Source organism: Burkholderia sp. 4NA327C6, from assembly GCF_005502655.1.
Taxonomy (GTDB): Bacteria; Pseudomonadota; Gammaproteobacteria; order Burkholderiales; family Burkholderiaceae; genus Burkholderia; species Burkholderia contaminans.
Map to the genome: position 1 here is coordinate 83,222 of NZ_SCNZ01000025.1, position 14,262 is coordinate 97,483.

The 14,262-nt window shown below is 69.9% G+C and carries 14 protein-coding genes; 6 read left to right on the forward strand and 8 right to left on the reverse strand.

Annotation, left to right across the window (positions count from 1 at the left end; translation table 11 throughout):
• Positions 1 to 50 precede the first annotated feature (50 nt).
• The gene (locus FFS49_RS24205) at positions 51 to 1,391 is read right to left on the reverse strand and encodes an MFS transporter (protein ID WP_105815092.1); all 1,341 of its coding nucleotides are present in this window, start codon (positions 1,389 to 1,391) and stop codon (positions 51 to 53) included.
• Between the two features lie 213 nt (positions 1,392 to 1,604).
• The gene (locus tag FFS49_RS24210) at positions 1,605 to 2,513 is read right to left on the reverse strand and encodes a LysR substrate-binding domain-containing protein (RefSeq protein WP_224755966.1); all 909 of its coding nucleotides are present in this window, start codon (positions 2,511 to 2,513) and stop codon (positions 1,605 to 1,607) included.
• Positions 2,514 to 2,619: 106 nt separating this feature from the next.
• Here FFS49_RS24210 and FFS49_RS24215 point away from each other — a divergent pair, with 106 nt between their 5' ends.
• The 3 genes from FFS49_RS24215 to FFS49_RS24225 all read left to right on the forward strand — a co-directional run bounded on the left by FFS49_RS24215 (position 2,620) and on the right by FFS49_RS24225 (position 5,458).
• Complete coding sequence (locus tag FFS49_RS24215) at positions 2,620 to 3,351, forward strand: glutathione S-transferase (RefSeq protein ID WP_105815090.1); 732 nt, start codon at positions 2,620 to 2,622, stop codon at positions 3,349 to 3,351.
• 125 nt (positions 3,352 to 3,476) lie between these two features.
• Positions 3,477 to 4,109: a DUF2239 family protein gene (locus FFS49_RS24220; RefSeq protein ID WP_105815121.1), complete on the forward strand. Its 633-nt coding sequence runs from the start codon at positions 3,477 to 3,479 to the stop codon at positions 4,107 to 4,109.
• Between the two features lie 17 nt (positions 4,110 to 4,126).
• Positions 4,127 to 5,458, forward strand: coding sequence for a carotenoid oxygenase family protein (locus tag FFS49_RS24225; RefSeq protein ID WP_105815089.1), 1,332 nt, complete (start codon positions 4,127 to 4,129; stop codon positions 5,456 to 5,458).
• A gap of 19 nt (positions 5,459 to 5,477) precedes the next feature.
• Here the strand turns inward: FFS49_RS24225 and FFS49_RS24230 are convergent, their stop codons facing one another.
• From FFS49_RS24230 to FFS49_RS24245, 4 genes are read right to left on the reverse strand one after another with little or no spacing between them, the layout of a single operon-like run.
• Complete coding sequence (locus FFS49_RS24230; RefSeq protein WP_105815088.1) at positions 5,478 to 6,644, reverse strand: ABC transporter permease; 1,167 nt, start codon at positions 6,642 to 6,644, stop codon at positions 5,478 to 5,480.
• Between the two features lie 8 nt (positions 6,645 to 6,652).
• On the reverse strand, positions 6,653 to 7,807 hold the full coding sequence (locus FFS49_RS24235; RefSeq protein WP_071335337.1) for an ABC transporter permease: 1,155 nt from the start codon (positions 7,805 to 7,807) through the stop codon (positions 6,653 to 6,655).
• Between the two features lie 21 nt (positions 7,808 to 7,828).
• On the reverse strand, positions 7,829 to 8,527 hold the full coding sequence (locus FFS49_RS24240; protein ID WP_105815087.1) for an ABC transporter ATP-binding protein: 699 nt from the start codon (positions 8,525 to 8,527) through the stop codon (positions 7,829 to 7,831).
• Between the two features lie 5 nt (positions 8,528 to 8,532).
• Positions 8,533 to 9,738 (reverse strand): efflux RND transporter periplasmic adaptor subunit, encoded by a 1,206-nt coding sequence (locus tag FFS49_RS24245; protein WP_105815086.1) that lies wholly within the window; start codon positions 9,736 to 9,738, stop codon positions 8,533 to 8,535.
• 358 nt (positions 9,739 to 10,096) lie between these two features.
• Here FFS49_RS24245 and FFS49_RS24250 point away from each other — a divergent pair, with 358 nt between their 5' ends.
• The gene (locus FFS49_RS24250; RefSeq protein WP_039366831.1) at positions 10,097 to 10,327 is read left to right on the forward strand and encodes a hypothetical protein; all 231 of its coding nucleotides are present in this window, start codon (positions 10,097 to 10,099) and stop codon (positions 10,325 to 10,327) included.
• Positions 10,328 to 10,408: 81 nt separating this feature from the next.
• Here the strand turns inward: FFS49_RS24250 and FFS49_RS24255 are convergent, their stop codons facing one another.
• A complete protein-coding gene (locus FFS49_RS24255) occupies positions 10,409 to 11,170 on the reverse strand; it encodes a Mut7-C RNAse domain-containing protein (protein ID WP_105815085.1) in 762 nt (253 codons plus the stop codon).
• A 9-nt stretch (positions 11,171 to 11,179) separates the two neighbouring features.
• Here FFS49_RS24255 and FFS49_RS24260 point away from each other — a divergent pair, with 9 nt between their 5' ends.
• Entirely contained in the window at positions 11,180 to 12,136 is a 957-nt protein-coding gene (locus tag FFS49_RS24260) for an NAD(P)-dependent oxidoreductase (RefSeq protein ID WP_223274453.1), read from the forward strand.
• A gap of 76 nt (positions 12,137 to 12,212) precedes the next feature.
• Complete coding sequence (locus FFS49_RS24265) at positions 12,213 to 12,854, forward strand: LysE family translocator (protein WP_105815084.1); 642 nt, start codon at positions 12,213 to 12,215, stop codon at positions 12,852 to 12,854.
• Between the two features lie 87 nt (positions 12,855 to 12,941).
• Here FFS49_RS24265 and FFS49_RS24270 read toward each other — a convergent pair whose 3' ends face one another.
• Entirely contained in the window at positions 12,942 to 14,237 is a 1,296-nt protein-coding gene (locus FFS49_RS24270; protein WP_105815083.1) for an MFS transporter, read from the reverse strand.
• Between the last annotated feature and the right edge of the window lie 25 nt (positions 14,238 to 14,262).

Below are 14,262 nucleotides of genomic sequence, written 5' to 3' on the forward strand. Positions count from 1 at the left end.
GGTTCCGGTGGTGCACGGGCCGCCGGCCGCGCCGGCGCGGCCCGCGCGGTTCATTGAAGCTCGACGCGGCGGATCTCGCCGACGACGAACAGGTAGCAGATCACGGCGACGAGCGCGTGCGCGACGACATAGACCAGCGCGCCGTTGAACGAGCCGCTGCGGTCGACGATGTAGCCGATCGCGATCGGCGTCGTGATGCTGGAGAGGTTGCCGCACGTGTTGAGCAGCGCGCCGCTCAAGCCCGCGATCTGGCGCGGCGCGGTGTCGGCGTTGACGGCCCAGCCGAGCGCGCCGAGCCCCTTGCCGAAGAACGACAGCGCCATGAACAGCACGACGAGCACGTGCGAATCGGTGTAGTTGCAGACGATCATCGACATCGACAGCAGCATGCCGAACACGATCGGCACCTTGCGCGCGACCGACAGCGAGCGGCCCTGCTTGAGCAGCCCGTCGGACACGACGCCGCCGAGAATCCCGCCGAGGAAACCGCACACGGCCGGGATCGACGCGACGAGCCCCGCGTTGAGGATCGACATCCCGCGCGCCTGCACGAGATAGACGGGAAACCACGTGATGAAGAAATAGGTGAGCGCATTGATGCAGTACTGCGCGACGTACACGCCGATCAGCATCCGGCTCTTCAGCAGCGCCTTCACGTGGCGCATCGACGGGCCGCCGTCGCGGCCGCCGCTCGCCTGGTCGATGTTGACGAGCGCGCCGCCCTCGGCGAGGTAGTCGAGTTCCGCGCGGTTGATGGTCGGGTGGTCCTTCGGGTCATACATCGTGCGGTTCCACACCAGCACGAACGCGAAGCCGAGCACGCCCATCACCGCGAACACCGACTGCCAGCCGAACGCGTGCACGAGCCAGCCCATCAGCGGCGCGAACACGACAGTCGCCGCGTACTGCGCGGCGTTGAAGATCGCCGACGCGGTGCCGCGCTCGGGGGCAGGGAACCACGCGGACACGATCCGGCTGTTGGCCGGGAACGACGGCGCCTCGGCCGCGCCGACCAGGAAGCGCAGCCCGAACAGCAGCGCGAACGCGGCCGCGCCGCCGAAGAAGCCGATCCCGCCTTGCAGCAGCGTGAACAGCGACCAGAAGAAGATGCTGAATGCGTAGACGATGCGCGATCCGTAACGGTCGAGCAGCCAGCCGCCCGGCAGTTGCGCGATCACGTACGACCAGCCGAACGCGGAAAAGATGAAGCCCATCTGCACGTGGCTCAGGTGCAGCGCGCGGGCGAGGCTCGGGCCCGCGATCGCGATCGCCGCGCGATCCGCGTAGTTGATCGTCGTGACCGCGAACAGGACGGCCAGCACCAGCCAGCGCACGCGGGAGCGCCGGGCCGTTGCCGATGCGGACGCCGGCAGCGCTTGAAGCGGATTCATGACTTGTCTCCTCCGAAGGGCGGAAGGTGCCGTCGTGCGGCTGGCGCGTCGGTTGCGCGCATGTTGTGTATTGATGCCGCCGGCGGAGGCCGGGCACCGGACGCCCGGGGCGGGCAGGGCGTCCCGGCCATTCTGTCACGTCGATATTTGCGCTTTCATGCCAATTGCTGACTTGATCGATTCAGCAATTGAATCGATCGGTCGGACGATCGCTCAGCCACCTGTGTCGTCCGCGGCGGTGCCGTGATGGCGCGCCACGTGCTGCGCGAGAAACTCGACGGCCGCGCGCACGCCGGGCAACTGGCCGCGCCGGTGCGGCATCAGCAGCGTCGTCATGACGGTGCCGGCGCGCCAGCCGGGCAATACGCGCACGAGGGCACCGGACGCGAGCGCGGCGCCGGCGATCCAGTCGGGCAGGCACGCGATGCCGAGGCCGGCTGTCGCCGCGTGCAGCAGCAGCGTCGATTCGTCGGCCTGCAGGCGCAGGCGCGGCATCACGTCGACGGTGTCGCCGCCGCGTTGCAGCCGCCACGGCTGCTGGCCCGGTTGCAGCCCGTCATGCTGCGCGAGATTGGCCGGCGCGTCCGGCGCGCCGGCGCGCGCGAGATAGGCCGGTGACGCCACGGCGATGATCGGCGATGCCGCGAGCGGCCGTTGCACGAGCGCGGAATCGGGCAGCGGCGCGAAATGGCTGCGCACCGCGATGTCGAAGCCTTCCTGCGCGATGTCGACGAGGCGGTCGCTCGCGTGAATCTGCAGCAGCAGCTTCGGGTGCGCGATCGCCAGCGCCGGCAGGCAGGGCGCGAGGATGTGCTGCGCGACCGGCACCGAGCTCGTGATCCGCACGACGCCGGCAGGCTCGGCGGCTTGCCGCAGCACCGCGTCGCGCGCGCTTTCGGCCTCGATCACGGCCGCGCGGGCATGTTCGAAGAATTCGGTGCCGACCGGCGTGAGCCGGAAGCTGCGCGACGTGCGATGCACGAGCCGCGCGCCGAGCGTGCGCTCGAGCTCGGCAACGCGTTTGCTGACCGTCGATTTCGGCAGGTCGAGCCGGCGCGCGGCGGCCGACATGCTGCCGGCGTCGACCGCCTGCACGAACAGGTAGAGATCGTTCAGATTCATTTCCAGCGTCCACATGGAGAAACGACGGGTTTCGATTTTAGCGGCTACTGCGTCATCGTTCTCCGTGGGAGCATGGTCGCTCGTTCAACTTCTGCGGAATCTCCCGATGTCTCCCATCCTTCTCTACGGCATTCCAGCCGGCTGCTCGTTCGGCTCGATCGTTGCGCTCGAATGGACCGGCCGCCCGTACCGGCTGTCGCGCATCACGATGCCGGGCGCCGTGACGAGCGACGCGTTCCTCGCGCTGAACCCCGTCGCCGAGACCCCGGCGTTCGTGACCGCGAACGGCGACGTGTTGACCGAAAGCCTGGCGATCCTCGGCCACATCGGCGCGCAGGCGCTCGACAGCGGCCTCGCGTTCCGACAGGGCAGCGCGGATTTCGACCGGCTGAACCGGATGCTGGCTTGGCTGAACACGACGTTCTTCAACGCGTTCGGTGCGCTCTGGTACGTGTACGAACACGACACCGCAGGCGCCGAGAAAGCGGCGTTGCAGGCGTACGGCCGCGGCAAGGTGCTGAAGGCACACCGGCAGCTCGAGGCGATGCTCGGGCGCGGTGATGGCCCGTGGCTGCTGGGCGCACGCCGCACGCTGGCCGACGCGTACTTCACGGGAATCGCGCGCTGGGCCGACTATCACGCAGTGTTCGAGCCCGAAGCGTTCCCGCGCATCGCCGCACTGCGTGCGCGGCTCGCCGACGATGCAGGCGTGCGGTTCGCGCAGGCGATCGAGGAAAACCTGCCGCTGCCGGCGTCGTTGGCGTTCGACGGGCATGTGTCGCTTGACGACGCGCTGGCAAGCGCACGCGGCATCGCGATGCCGGCCAGGGCGATCTGACCGGCGTCGTGATCGCCCGAAGGATGGAATGCGTCGACAACAATTTTTACCCGGATAATATTGACATCCAATTAATACCCGGATAAAAATAGCGCCATTCCGATTCCAGCCCGCGGGTGACCACGATGACCTCTTCCACGCTCCTTCCTTCCTACACGGCCTTCGACGGCCACCGGCGGCTCGCGTCGGGCCCGCTCGCGACGGTCGCGCTCGCGGTCCGGCAGGCGGCCGGCGACGCGATGCCCGGCACGATCCTGATCTTCGACGACGCGACCGGCCGCTCGATCGACCTCGACCTGCGCGGCACGGCGGCCGACATCCGCGCACGCTATGCGGCGCCGTCGGGCGACGCATCCGGCAGTTCCGACGAGCCGGCAGGCGCGGGCGCGGGCGAGCAGCGCGGCCGCGGCCGGCCGAAGCTCGGCGTCGTGTCGCGCGAGGTCACGCTGCTGCCGCGTCACTGGGAATGGCTGGCCACGCAGCCCGGCGGCGCGTCGGTCGCGTTGCGCAAGCTCGTCGAGGACGCACGGCGCACCCACGCGGAAGCCGACCGACGACGCAACGCGCAGGCGCGCGCGTATCACTTCATGTCGGCGATGGCGGGCGACCTGCCCGGTTTCGAGGAGGCCGTGCGCGCGCTGTATGCGAACGACCTGACACGCGTCGCCGAGCTGATCGCCGGTTGGCCGGACGACGTGCGCGACCATGCGCTCGCACTGGCGCGCGGCGAGCTGCCGCCGTCCACCGAAGATTGCTGACAGGAGCAACGGACTTCATGACCGCATTCGATCTGAACCGCGGCGCGATCGCGCCGGTCGCTGACGAGGTCGATCTCGTCGACCTGCGCGTGAGCGGCGCGATCCCGCACGAACTCGCCGGCACGTTGCTGCGCAACGGTCCGAATCCGCCGGGCGGCCGCTTCGAAGGGAGCGACGTGCTGTCGTGGTGGCCGGAAGCCGCGATGCTGCACGCGATCGCATTCGACGACGGCCGCGCGACCGGCTACCGGAACCGCTGGGCGCGCACGCAGCGCTGGGCGGCCGTGCATGCGCCTGAAGAAGCATCGCAACTGCCCGACACCAATCCGAACGTGAACGTGCTGCAGCATGCCGGCGAGTTGCTCGCGCTGTCGGAGGGCGGCGCACCGTTCGCGATCACGGCCACGCTCGATTCGCTCGGCGCGCCGGCGCGGCACGCAGGCCTCGGCGGCGGGATGACCGCGCATCCGAAGGTCGATCCGGTGACCGGCGAGCTGATCGCGTTCCGCGCGGACTGGCGCGCGCCATGGCTGCGCTATGGCGTGGCCGATGCGCAGGGCGTGCAGCGCGTCGATCTCGAGATCGCGCTGAACGCGCCGTCGATGATGCACGACCTCGCGATCACCGAAACCCGCAGCCTGCTGCTCGACCTGAACGTCGGCTACGACTTCTCGCTGCTGAAGCAGGGCCACCGGATGCCGCTGCGCTGGCACGACGACCGGCCCGCGCGCATCGGCGTGATCCCGCGCCACGGCGGCGCGGTGCGGTGGTTCGACGTCGAGCCGTGCTTCATCCTGCACGTCGTGAACGCATATGACTGCGACGCGTCGTGCATCGTGCTCGATGCGGTGCGCTATCCGTCGTACCTGCGGCTCGACGCGGGCACGGGCCGCTTCGCCGACAATCCGGTCGGCGAGCTGTGGCGCTACGTGATCGATACGGCGAACGGGCTGATCGACGAAGGGCCGCTCGCCGACGGCGGCATCGAGATGCCGCGCATCAACGAAAGCCGGACGGGGCGCCGCTACCGCTACCTGTATGCGCTCGAGCAGCCGAACCCGGTGGAAATGCGCGGCGTGATGCGTTTCGATCACGCGAGCGGCACGACGACGCGCTACGCGGTGCCGCCCGGCGACCAGAACAGCGAGCCGGTGTTCGTGCCGCGCCCGGGCGGTGCGGACGAGGACGACGGCTGGCTGCTGGTGATGGTCTACCGCGCGGCGACCGATACGAGCGACGTCGTGATCCTCGATGCGCGCGCGATCGACGCGGGGCCGGTCGCCACCGTGCACCTGCCGCGCCGCGTGCCGGCCGGATTCCACGGCGCGTGGGTGCCGCGCGAACGTTGAACGTGAGCGGCGGCGCGCGTCACTGCGCGCGCAGCGCGTCGACGATCTTCAGCCGCGCGGCGCGCATCGCCGGCAGGAACCCGCCGACGAGCCCCATCACCAGCGAGAACAGCAGCGTCTTCACGACGATCGCGGGCGTCAGCACGAAGCGGAACGACAGGTCCGCGAAGGTCTGGAAGTTGGTCGTCGAAAACGACGCGAACTGCATCAGCGACGCGCATGCGAGCCCCGCGACGCCGCCGACGAAGCCGAGCAGCAGCGCTTCCAGCAGGAACGCGGCGAGCACGTTCGTGCGCTTGAAGCCGAGCGCGCGCAGCGTGCCGATCTCGGCGACGCGGTTCGCGACCGACGCATACATCGTGATCATCGCGCCGATCATCGCGGCGATCGAGAAGATCGTCGACAGCGTGATGCCGAGGATGTTGATGAACGTCGACAGCGCCTTCGACTGGTCGCCGTAGAAGGTCTGTTCGCGTTTCGCCTCGTCGGTGAGCCGCGGGTCGACGTCGATGTCGGCCTTGAAGCGCGCGAAGCCGTCGGCGCTCGGGATGCGCAGCACCATCGACGAATAGCTGGTGCGCCGGAATGACTGCATCAGCTGGTCGACGTCGCCCCAGATCTCCGAATCGAAGCCGCTGCCGCCCGCGTCGAAGATGCCGACGATGGTCCAGTCGCGCTGCGCGAAATGCAGGCTGTCGCCGAGCTGCGTGCCGCTGAACCCTTTCGCGATCGCGCTGCCGACGATGATTTCCGACGAGCCGGGCGCGAACATGCGACCGGCGACGAGCTTCACGTGCGGGCGCAGCGCGAGGCCGGACGGTGACACGCCGCGGATCACGACATTCGACGGCTTGCCGGTCGACGTCTTCACGAGCGAGATCAGCACGACCGCTTCCTTCGATACGAGCGGCCGGCCGTCGGGGCCGAGCGCGACGGCCGGGTGCATTTCGAGCGCATTGGCCTGCTGGTGGTCGATCGAGCTCTGGATCTCGGTTTCGGCGCCCTTGCGGATCACCACCGCGTTGTCGGGTTCGCCGGTCGACACGAGCGTCTTCGTGAGCCCCGCGTCGAGCATTTGCACGGTCGCGAACACGAAGATCACGAGCGCCATCCCGCCGGCGGTCAGCGCGGTGGTGAGCCGCCGGGTCCACAGGTTGCGCGCGATGTAGTTGAGCGGGATCGCCATGCGCCAACCTAACCGATTGCCCTGAGGCCTTCGACCACGCGCACGCGCGCCGCCTGCCACGCCGGCACGATCGCCGCCGCGAAGCCGACCGCGACCGAGCACACGGCCTGCAGCACGACCGTTTCGGTCGACACCTTGAACACCGGGAAGATGCCGCCGGCCGCCTGCTTGAACAGGCTCGCGGCGGGCGGCGTCGCGAGGATCCCGAGCCCGCCGCCGGCCACCGCGATCACGACCGATTCGCCGAACACGATCAGCGCGAGGAAGCCGGGGCCGAAGCCGAGCGCCTTCAGCGTCGCGTATTCGGCCGTGCGCTCTCGCGCGCTCATCGCCATCGCGTTGGCCATCACGGCCATGATGATCAGGATCACCACGTAGGACACGACGCGGATCGCCGCGATGATCTGGTTCGACATCGCGACGAAGCCGAGCTGGAACGCCTGCTCGGTCTCGGTCAGCGTCTCGGCGAGCGAGTTCTTGAACACTGCGTCGACGTTGCGCGCGATCGACGCGCCGTCGTCGGGGTTCGCGACGCCGAGCACGAATACGCCGACCTGGTCGGCCTGCTTCGGCGTGCGCTGGCGCACCGTCTCGTTCAGGTATTCCCAGTGGAACACCAGCTGCCGCGTGATCGTCGAGTCGTCACGGCCGTCCAGGATGCCGCGCACGACGAAATCCCACGTGCCCGGGTAGATCGTGCCCTTCAGCGGGATCACGTCGCCGATCCTGAAGCCGAATTGCGTCGCGAGCTGGCGGCCGACGAGGCAGCCGCGGCGGTCGCGATCGTAGTCGGCGCGCTGCTGTGCCGGGATGATGAATTCCGGGTACAGGTCGAGATAGTTGTCCGATACGGCGAAGCTCGCGAAGAAGTTCTTCGGGTCGCGATAGATGCCGCCGAACCAGTTCGAGCGGACCACGGCCGTCACGCCTTCGACGCCGCGGATCCGGTTCTCGTAGCTGACGGGCAGCGGAAACACGAGCGAGATCGCGTTGCGCGTGACGAGCCGCCCGCTGGATGCGGCGGCCGCGCCCGCATACCACGCGTCGACCACGGTATGCAGCAGCCCGAACGCGAGCACGGCGATCGTGAGCCCGAGCACGGTCAGCAGCGTGCGCAGCCGGTGCCGCAGCGCATTGCGCGCGATCAGCTTCAGCACATACATCGCGCGCGCTCCCGCAGCCGGTCAGCCGGCGTGCCCATCGATCAGCTCCCCTTTTTCCAGATGGACGAGCGAGCGTGCGGCGCCGGCCGCGTGCGCGTCGTGCGTCACCATGATGATCGTCTTGCCGAGCTCGGCGTTCATCCGCTGCAGCATCGCGAGCACGTCGGTGGCCGATGCGCGGTCGAGGTCGCCGGTCGGCTCGTCGGCGACGATCAGCACGGGATCGGTGATCAGCGCGCGCGCGATCGCGACGCGCTGCTGCTGGCCGCCCGACAGTTCCGACGGGTAATGGCTCGTCCGGTCGCCGAGGTTCACCATGTCGAGCACGAGTTCGACGCGTTCGCGCCGCTCGCGGCGCGACAGGTGCGTGAGCATCAGCGGCAGCTCGACGTTCTCGAACGCGGTGAGCACGGGCATCAGGTTGTAGAACTGGAAGATGAAGCCGACGTTCGCCGCGCGCCATTCGGCCAGTTGCGCCTCGGCGAGCCGGGAGATGTCGAGGCCGCCCACGCGCAGCTCGCCGCTGTCGGGCCGGTCGATGCCGGCCACCAGGTTCAGCAGCGTGCTCTTGCCGGAGCCTGACGGCCCCATCAGCGCGACGAAGTCGCCTTCGCCGATGTCGAGCGTGATGTCGGTCAGCACCGGCACGATCTGGTTGCCGCGCCGGTACGACTTCGCGACGTGGCTGAGCTCGACGAGGGGTGGCGGGGCGTCGTTCACGCGCGCTACTTCTTCGCGACGGTCACTTTCGCGCCGTCCTTCAGCTTCGCGCCCGGCGCGAGCACGACCGTGTCGCCGGGGGGCACGCCGCGCACCGCGACGAGCTCGCCGATTCGCACGCCCTTCGTCACGGCTACCGCATGCACGACGTCGTCCTTCACGACGAACACCGCCGGCCGGCCATCGCGTTCGACCACGGCGCTCGCCTGCACGGCCGTCACCGGCTGCCGGTCCTGCGCGGTCGCCGGCTTCGACAGGAAGGCGATCTTCGCGCTCATGTCGGGCAACACGCGCTCGTCGCGGTCGACGAAGCGCACCTTCACGAGCACGGTGGCCTTCGAGCGGTCGACGGTCGGCACGATGCGCGACACGCGGCCGGCGAAGCGCATGTCGGGCAGCGCGTCGAGCTGGATCTCGCACGGCTGCTCGGCGCGGATCTTCGCGATGTTCGATTCGGCGACGTCGGCCTCGACCTCCAGCGTCTTCATGTCGGCGATCGTCACGACCGCGCCCTTGCTGTCCGACGCGGACGAGAACGGCGTGATGTTGTCGCCGACGTTCGCGTGCTTGGCGAGCACGATGCCGTCGAATGGCGCGCGGATCACCGTCTGGTCGACCGCCACCTGCGCGGCCTGCGCGTTCGCCTCGGCCGATACGATCGCGGCCTGGTCGCTGTTGAGCGTCGCGCGCGCCTTGTTCACGCGGGCCGTGTCGGTGTCGAGCTGCGCGGCCGGCACCGCGCCTTTCGGCGCGAGCGCGGCGGTGCGGCGCAGCGCGATCTCGGCGTCCTTCAGCTCGGCCTGCGCGACACCGAGGTTCGCACGGGACACCTGCACCTGCGCGCGTGCCTGCGCGAGCGACGCTTGCACGTCGTTGCTTTCGAGCCGCGCGATGATCTCGTCCTGCTTCACGCGCGTGCCTTCGAGCACGCCGAGCCACTCGACGCGCCCCTGGCCCTTCGACGCGACCGCGGCCTTGCGCTGCGGCACGACGTAGCCGGTCGCATTGAGCTGCGTGTCGTTCTGGTACGGGTAGGCGGACGTGACGGACGTGGTGTCGACGGTCGGCCGGCCGGTGAGCGCGAGGCCGGCGCCGATCGCGCCGATGACCACCACGGCGGCCACCGCATAGCGGAGCCACCGGCGGCGACGCGGCGCCGGTGCGAGCGGACGCCGGTCGATCTTCAGTTTGTCCAGGTTGTGATCGGGCAATTTGAGCGCCTCGAGACGGCGGCGGTCTGACGACCGGCCGCGATCCGGTTTCCGGGGAAAGGGACGGATGGACGCCAGTATAAGCGTCGCCCCGACGGTTCGCGAGCCGGTTTGCAGCGCCGCCGCGGCCGCCGGCGGACGGTCGCCGACCCGGGATACGGGTGCGCCCCCGGGGAAACCCGAGGGGCGCAAGCAACGTGTCAACTTTCCGCAAACACGGTGCGTTATGGAACCAGTGCGTCAGGTTTTGTCGCGACGGCACGGCAAATGCCGGCCTCTCGGCCTGGGGCTCCGATGCGAATGCCTCGCATCTTTACTTACCGGTACGTTTGATTTTTTCTCCGCTAAAGGAAGAACAATGAAGAAGACGCTCGCTTCGATCATCGCCGCAGCATTCGCACTCGCATCGGTTTCGGCATTCGCACAGGATGCGTCGGCACCGGCAGCCGACACGTCGGCCGCTGCACCGGCCAAGAAGGATCACAGCAAGCCGAAGCACCAGCTGAAGCACCACGGCTCGAAGAAAGGCCAGGCGAAGGCCGCAGCCGCATCGGCCGCCGGCACGAACGACGCAGGCGCGCAGAACTAAGAAGCGCGTTGCGCCGGGGCCGGCAGCGCCGGCCGCCAGTCGCGAGACCCCGCATGTTCAGGCATGCGGGGTTTTGTTTTTTCAGGCCTCGTGTTGTTCAGCGGCCGGCGGCGGCGCGCGCATCGCGTCGACCACCGTACGCATGCGCCGCCAGTGCGAGCCTTCCCAGAACACGCGCCGGCACACGTCGCACGCGGCGAAGCGCAGGTGCCGTTGCCGGACGCCGGCCGGCACGCGCGGCGCGGCGGCGGCCGCGTCGAGCGGATGCAGCGGCGCATTGCAGCGCAGGCACAGCCGGAACGGCCGCATGTGCGGCGCGAGGTCGAGCCGCTCGAACAGTTCGCGCAGCTGGTCGGCCGGCTGCACCGCGTGCAGGTAGCAGCCGCGCGCGACCGCGCGCCGCTTGAGCAGCTCGCGGTCGCGGGTCAGCACGATCCGGCCCTCTCGCGCGGCGAGCGCCGCGAGCTCGTCGTCGCGGTAATGGTTGTCGTAGCAGGTGTCGAAGCCCGCGAGGCGCAGCAGTTGCGCGAGGCCGCCGAGATGCGCGTCGGCGACGAAGCACCATTGCGCCGGTGGCGGCGCGGTGGCTCCGTTCACGGTGGCCGACTGCGCGCGCTCCGGAAAGGCTTCGACCCGGTCGCCGTCGTCGAGCGGCCGGTCGAGCGCGGCCGGCGCGTCGTTCACGCACAGCCGGCCGATTTCGGTATGCGGGACGCCGAGCGCCTCGATCGCGTGCTTCACCGTCGCATCGCGCGCGCATGCGTGCCCGAACGCGCGGTCGCGCTGCGCGCGCGGGAGAAAGGCGTTCAGTTCGTCGTGGAAGCGGAAGGTCGCGGTCGCCATGCGGGCAGTATGGCACCGTGCTTGGCCGGCCGCGTGCCCTGCAGGCGCCACGCATCTGTGTTTAACTCCCCGCTTCACGGAGCGAAGGAGCGGAAAATGGATCTCGGATTTATCGGGCTGGGTGAAATGGGGCAGGCAATCGCGACGAACCTGCTGAAGGCCGGGCACACGGTGCGGGTCTGGAACCGGTCGCGCGAGCGCGCCGAGCCGCTCGCGGCCGTCGGCGCGCAGATCGTCGACACGCCGGCCGACGCGTTTCGCGGCGACGCGGTGTTTTCGATGCTGGCCGACGACGCCGCGGCACGCGCGATCTTCGACGACGCACTGCTCGCCCAGGCGCCGCGCGGCCTGATCCACGTCAACATGGCGACGGTGTCGGTCGCGCTGGCCGAATCGCTCGCGCATGCGCATGCATCGCGCGGCATCCATTATGTCGCCGCGCCGGTGATGGGCCGGCCGGACGTGGCAGCCGCCGCGCGCCTCACGATCATGGCGGGTGGCCCGGCCGAGGCGATCGACCGCGTGCAGCCGCTGTTCGACGCGATCGGCCAGAAGACCTGGCGGTTCGGTTCGCTGCCGCAGCACGCGAACGTCGCGAAGATCGCCGCGAACTTCACGCTCGCATCGGCGATCGAGACGCTCGGCGAGGCCTCTGCATTGCTCGGCGCGCACGGCGTCGCGATGCGCGATTTCCTCGACGTGATCACCGGCAGCGTGTTTCCGGGCCCCGTCTACGAGGGCTACGGCTCGATGATTGCCGAGCGGCGCTACGAGCCCGCGCGCTTCAAGGCGCGCCTCGGGTTGAAGGACGTTCGCCTGGCGCTGGAAGCCGGCGACGCCGTGTCGGTGCCGCTGCCGGTGGCAAGCGTCGTGCGCGACAACCTGCTCGACGCGCTGGCGCACGGCGGCGGCGAGCAGGATTTCGCGGTGCTCGGCGAAGTCGCGCTGCGCCGCGCGGGCCGCTGATCCGTCGCGCGACAGAAGTCCGGCGCACCGGCATAATCGACGTTTCGTTTTCCCTTACATCGACGCAGAGGCGGGCATGAACTTGCATACGTGGTGGCTTTTCGTGGCGACGGTGTTCGTCGTGTCGGCGATTCCGGGCCCGAACATGCTGCTGGTGATGACGCACGGCGCGCGGCACGGGTTGCGGCGCTCGGCGTGGACGATGGCCGGCTGCCTCACCGCGCTGGTGCTGATGCTGTCGGTGTCGGCGGCGGGTCTCGGCGCGGTGCTCGAAGCCTGGCCGGCGATGTTCAACACGTTGCGCTTTGCGGGTGCGGCCTACCTGATCTACCTCGGTGTGAAGGCGTGGCGCGCACGCGTGGACGACGAGCAACCTGCCGCCGACGTCGAGACCGTGTCGCGCCAGGGCGCGCCGGCATCGCGCGGGACGCTGTTCCGCAACGGCTTCCTGGTCGCGGGCAGCAACCCGAAGGCGATCCTGTTCGCGGCCGCGCTGCTGCCGCAGTTCATCAACGCCGCCGAGCCGACGCTGCCGCAGTTCGGCGTCCTCGTCGTCACGTTCGCGGTGATCGAGGTGAGCTGGTATCTCGTCTACGCATCGTTCGGCACGCGCATCGGCGCGACGTTGAAGAGCCAGAGCGTGGCGAAGATCTTCAACCGGCTGACGGGCGGCTTGTTCGTCGGCTTCGGCGCGATGATGGCGCTGGTTCGTCACTGATGTTGAACTGACGCTGCTGCGCAGAACGCCCCGTCCCTCGCAAGCGGGCGGGGCGTTCTGCTTTTCGGGCCTCCGTCACGCGCTCGCTCATGCACGTGGGCGCGTCAATGCCGCTGCGCCGGCGCCGCGTCCGGCCGCGAGCCCGAAGACGGCGGCCGCGCCGGCGAACGCAAACCCCACGCCGCACACCGCGCTCCACCCGCCCGAGGCCCACGCGCTGCCTGCGAGCACCGCGCCGAGCGCGCCGCCGATGAAGAACAGCCCGACGAACAACCCGTTCAGGCGGCCGCGCGCGGCCGGGTTCAGCAGGTTGATTGCGCGGCGGCCGATCGTCTGGTCGACGATCACGCCCGCATCGAGCAGCGCGGCGCCGCCGGCCAGCAGCGCGAGCGCGAGGCCGCGATGCATGCGTGCGTCGAAGCCGAACCAGCCGGCGCCCGCGATCCCGAGCACGACGAGCGCCACGAGCATCGTGCCGTGCGCGATCCGCTGCGCGGCCGGGCCATGGCCGTGGTCGCCGGCACGGCCTGCGAGTGGCGTGACGATTGCGCCGCTCGCGCCGGCGAACGCGAACAGCGCAATGCCGTGCAGGTCGAGGCCGAACGGCGGCTGCGCGAGCCGCAGCCCGACCGCGGTCCAGAATGCGCTGAACGCGGCCATCGCGAGCGCGGCCGACAGCGCATGCCGGCGCAGCACCGGCTCATCGGCGAGCAGGCGCCCCATCGACGCAAGCAGCGTGCGGTAGCCGGCCGAGATCGACGGCGTGCGCGACGGCAGGCGCAGCGCGAGCACCACGGCGATCGCGGCGTTCGCGAGCGCGGCCAGCACGTAGAACCCGCGCCAGCCGGCCGACCCCGCGATCAGGCTCGCGAGCGGCCGCGACAGGAGGATGCCGAGCATCAGCCCGCTCATCACGTTGCCGACCGCGCGGCCGCGCTGCGCCTCGGGCGCCATCGACGCGGCCATCGGCACGAGCATCTGGATCACGCTCGACGCGGCGCCGGCCACGAGCGTCGCCAGCAGGAATACGGTGCCCGACCGCGTGAACGCCGGCAGCGCGAGCGCGGCCGCGCACGCGGCCAGCGTCGCGACGATCAGGCGGCGGTTCTCGAGCAGGTCGACGAGCGGGACGAGCAGCACGAGCCCGGCCGCATAGCCGAGCTGCGGCAGCATCGCGACGAGGCCGGCCAGGCCGGGCGGCAGGTGCAGGTCGGCGCTGATCGGCCCCGTCAGCGGCTGCGCGGCGAACAGGTCCATCACGATCACGCCGACCGTCGCGGCGAAGAACAGCGTCATGCCGGCGCTCAGCGTGGGCGGCGGGCCGGCCGGCGCGCTGACGGGCGGGCGCGCGGCGGCGGGGCAACGGTTGGCAGGGCAGTTCATCGGAAGCCTGGCGAGTGAGTCGAAG

What these genes read in the sequence shown, in the direction of transcription:
- FFS49_RS24215 (WP_105815090.1), top strand. Translation starts at nt 2,620, where the DNA reads ATGTCTCCCATCCTTCTCTACGGCATTCCAGCCGGCTGCTCGTTCGGC.
- FFS49_RS24235 (WP_071335337.1), bottom strand. Translation starts at nt 7,807, where the DNA reads ATGTATGTGCTGAAGCTGATCGCGCGCAATGCGCTGCGGCACCGGCTG.
- FFS49_RS24230 (WP_105815088.1), bottom strand. Translation starts at nt 6,644, where the DNA reads ATGGCGATCCCGCTCAACTACATCGCGCGCAACCTGTGGACCCGGCGG.
- FFS49_RS24260 (WP_223274453.1), top strand. Translation starts at nt 11,180, where the DNA reads ATGGCACCGTGCTTGGCCGGCCGCGTGCCCTGCAGGCGCCACGCATCT.
- FFS49_RS24205 (WP_105815092.1), bottom strand. Translation starts at nt 1,391, where the DNA reads ATGAATCCGCTTCAAGCGCTGCCGGCGTCCGCATCGGCAACGGCCCGG.
- FFS49_RS24225 (WP_105815089.1), top strand. Translation starts at nt 4,127, where the DNA reads ATGACCGCATTCGATCTGAACCGCGGCGCGATCGCGCCGGTCGCTGAC.
- FFS49_RS24210 (WP_224755966.1), bottom strand. Translation starts at nt 2,513, where the DNA reads ATGAATCTGAACGATCTCTACCTGTTCGTGCAGGCGGTCGACGCCGGC.
- FFS49_RS24250 (WP_039366831.1), top strand. Translation starts at nt 10,097, where the DNA reads ATGAAGAAGACGCTCGCTTCGATCATCGCCGCAGCATTCGCACTCGCA.
- FFS49_RS24255 (WP_105815085.1), bottom strand. Translation starts at nt 11,170, where the DNA reads ATGGCGACCGCGACCTTCCGCTTCCACGACGAACTGAACGCCTTTCTC.
- FFS49_RS24270 (WP_105815083.1), bottom strand. Translation starts at nt 14,237, where the DNA reads ATGAACTGCCCTGCCAACCGTTGCCCCGCCGCCGCGCGCCCGCCCGTC.
- FFS49_RS24265 (WP_105815084.1), top strand. Translation starts at nt 12,213, where the DNA reads ATGAACTTGCATACGTGGTGGCTTTTCGTGGCGACGGTGTTCGTCGTG.
- FFS49_RS24220 (WP_105815121.1), top strand. Translation starts at nt 3,477, where the DNA reads ATGACCTCTTCCACGCTCCTTCCTTCCTACACGGCCTTCGACGGCCAC.